Raw genomic sequence first — 3,016 nt, 5'->3', positions numbered from 1 at the left:
CCAGTATCGGGGCGACCCTCCGCCTTGCGATCGCACGCACCAGACGCCGCCGAGCCCGCCCTCCGGGCGGACGGCGCTACTTTCGAAACACGCCCAGCCGCACAGCCGGGAAGGCCCCGACCGGGAGTCCGAGGCCTGTCCGCACGCCTGGGGAGCGCACCTGGAAGTCACGCCCCGGAAACCCGGCCAGGCTTCCCGGCCGGGGGTCCCCGCACCCCGGTCGGCGTTCCGGCACGGGAGCGGGGCCGAGCGGATCAGCTCAGCGGGTGCGAGGTCCGGCCGGACACCTCGTCGATCTCCGTGTGCGCCTTGGTCAGCAGATTCATCGCGAGTTCGTTCAGGGCTCTGGCTCCCGCGATCTCCTCGCCGACTCTCGCCTGCTGGGAGTCGGAGGGGTGACGGCTGGCGTACCCGTGCGCCCGAACCTCGTTCCCGTCGGGGAGGCGTACGAGTGCGGCGGCGCGGGTGCGGTGGGTGTCTTCCTCGAATTCCAGCTCTACGTGCCATCCGACAGCGGTCTTCATCATGGCGATCACCTCCGGGACCACTTCCCAGGGTGCGCCTCTTTACCGGCGTGCGCCCCTTCCCGCACCGGCGCGGGACGCGTCACGGGCCGGTGCGGCGTGCGGACTCCGCGCGGCCCCCGCACCGCCACGCACCTCCCCGGCGCGGGGTCATCCGCTCTCCGCCACCGGCAGCATCAGCCCCCACGCGCCCGCCCGCACCGTCCACGTCCTCGTCCGTACCGGGCCGCCGACCTGTATGTCCGCCCGGTAGCGGAAGTCCGCGCCGGAGACCGTGACCGCCTTCGCCTCCACCGTCACGGTCTCGCCGGCCGAGGTCCGGATCACCACGTCCGCGAGGCCGCCGCCGCCTTGCGCGCGCACCGCCACCGATTCGACCGGGCGGTCCAGATCGTTCAGCAGCACCCCGTCCGCCTCCACCCTCAGCCGGTGCGTACTGGGCGGGGCGGGCGGCGTCGGAGGGTCGGGGCGGACCAGGGTCCGGACGAGGGCGCGACAGGTGTCCCAGACCGCCGTGACACCCGTGTGCGCCGCCGCCCCCGTGGCCGGGGCGGGGATGCGCAGGGTGCGCAGCACGACGCCGTCGCTGTCGTCCACCAGCAGATCCAGCCGGTGTGCGGCCCCGTCCAGCGCAGCGCGGGCCGCGGCCACCGTGCCCAGGGGCACGCCGAGCGAGGAGGCGAGCTGCAGCGCCGGCTCGGGACCCACCGGGACGAAGGCGAGTGCCTCGTCGGCCAGCTCCCGCTCCCGGTGCAGCAGGGCGACGGTGCGCAGCAGCGTCCGGTCGTCCCCGACGACCACCGGCCGCCTGCTGCCCCGGCGGGAGAAGGCCCGCGCGAACTCCTCCGGACCTTCCGGGAGACAGATTTTGGCGTGCGAGCCGGCGCTCAGCACGTCCTTCGCGATCCGGACGGACTCGCCGTCGGTCCGGCGGGCGACCGGGTCGATCACCACCAGCAAATGGTGCGTACCGTTGCCGGGGGGCTGGGCAGCCGACACCTCGGTCCTTCCTCGGGTAGCATCTTGGTGCAAGAGCCCCTTGCGCTATTGCGCCAGGGGCTTCGTCTATTCCGGGGCACCCGGTTCGACGGTTCAGGCTTCGTCGTACATCGTCGTACGGCATGTACGGCGTTTACGTACGCCCCCTGACCTTGGACATGCCCCGCCCGGAAGGGGTGTACGCCTGTGCCCGCACTTGTGCTGCTCGGTGCTCAGTGGGGTGACGAGGGCAAGGGAAAGGCCACCGACCTCCTCGGTGGATCCGTGGACTATGTGGTGCGTTACCAGGGCGGCAACAATGCCGGCCACACGGTGGTCGTCGGTGACCAGAAGTACGCACTTCATCTCCTCCCCTCCGGAATCCTTTCACCGGGGTGTACCCCGGTCATCGGTAACGGTGTCGTCGTCGACCCGGCCGTCCTGCTCTCCGAGCTGAGTGGGCTGAACGACCGCGGCGTGGACACGTCCAAGCTGCTGATCAGCGGTAACGCTCATTTGATCACCCCGTACAACGTCACCGTCGACAAGGTGACCGAGCGGTTCCTCGGGAAGCGCAAGATCGGCACGACCGGCCGGGGTATCGGCCCGACGTACGCCGACAAGATCAACCGCGTGGGCATCCGCGTCCAGGACCTCTACGACGAGTCGATCCTGGAGCAGAAGGTCGAAGCGGCCCTGGAGCAGAAGAACCAGCTCCTCGCCAAGGTCTTCAACCGGCGCGCCATCGAGTCCGGCAAGATCGTCGAAGAGATGCTCCAGTACGCGGATCAGATCAAGCCCTACGTCGCCGACACGACGCTGATCCTGAACGACGCCATCGACGAGGGCAAGGTCGTCCTCTTCGAGGGTGGTCAGGGCACGCTGCTCGACGTCGACCACGGCACGTACCCCTTCGTCACCTCGTCGAACCCGACTGCGGGCGGCGCCTGCACCGGTTCCGGCGTGGGCCCGACGAAGATCAGCCGGGTCATCGGCATCCTCAAGGCATACACCACGCGCGTCGGTGCCGGTCCGTTCCCGACGGAACTGCTCGACGAGGACGGCGAGGCGCTGCGCCGGATCGGCGGCGAGCGCGGTGTCACCACCGGCCGTGACCGCCGCTGCGGCTGGTTCGACGCGGTGATCGCGCGGTACGCGACCCGGGTCAACGGTCTCACCGACTTCTTCCTCACCAAGCTGGACGTGCTGACCGGCTGGGAGCAGATCCCGGTGTGCGTCGCGTACGAGATCGACGGAAAGCGCGTCGAGGAGCTCCCGTACAGCCAGACCGACTTCCACCACGCGAAGCCGATCTACGAGATGCTGCCGGGCTGGTCCGAGGACATCACGAAGGCCAAGACCTTCTCCGACCTGCCGAAGAACGCGCAGGCGTACGTGAAGGCGCTGGAGGAGATGTCCGGCGCCCCGATCTCCGCGATCGGCGTCGGCCCCGGCCGTACCGAGACCATCGAGATCAACTCGTTCCTGTAGGGCATGGAACGCGGAGGGGCCGG

General features: G+C 69.9%; 3 protein-coding genes. 1 reads left to right on the top strand and 2 read right to left on the bottom strand.

What is annotated here, in order from left to right:
* Positions 1–254: 254 nt before the first annotated feature.
* Together ACFVXE_RS38890 and ACFVXE_RS38885 are read right to left on the bottom strand one after the other, a co-directional pair.
* Positions 255–527: a DUF1876 domain-containing protein gene (locus ACFVXE_RS38890; RefSeq protein ID WP_389678500.1), complete on the bottom strand. Its 273-nt coding sequence runs from the start codon at positions 525–527 to the stop codon at positions 255–257.
* A 147-nt stretch (positions 528–674) separates the two neighbouring features.
* Complete coding sequence (locus ACFVXE_RS38885; protein ID WP_389678499.1) at positions 675–1,523, bottom strand: diacylglycerol kinase; 849 nt, start codon at positions 1,521–1,523, stop codon at positions 675–677.
* 186 nt (positions 1,524–1,709) lie between these two features.
* Between ACFVXE_RS38885 and ACFVXE_RS38880 the strand changes: the two genes are divergently transcribed.
* Positions 1,710–2,993 carry an adenylosuccinate synthase gene (locus tag ACFVXE_RS38880; RefSeq protein WP_389678497.1) on the top strand — a complete coding sequence of 428 codons (1,284 nt, stop codon included), beginning with the start codon at positions 1,710–1,712 and terminating at the stop codon, positions 2,991–2,993.
* The last annotated feature ends 23 nt before the right edge of the window (positions 2,994–3,016 follow it).

Source organism: Streptomyces sp. NPDC058231 (assembly GCF_042882275.1).
Taxonomy (GTDB): Bacteria; Actinomycetota; Actinomycetes; order Streptomycetales; family Streptomycetaceae; genus Streptomyces.
Note: the sequence above shows the minus strand (reverse complement) of the source record. Positions and strands in the feature narration are given on the sequence as shown.

Bases quoted from the DNA above. Each gene is read 5' to 3' on its own strand.
- ACFVXE_RS38890 (WP_389678500.1), bottom strand. From the start codon at position 527: ATGATGAAGACCGCTGTCGGATGGCACGTAGAGCTGGAATTCGAGGAA.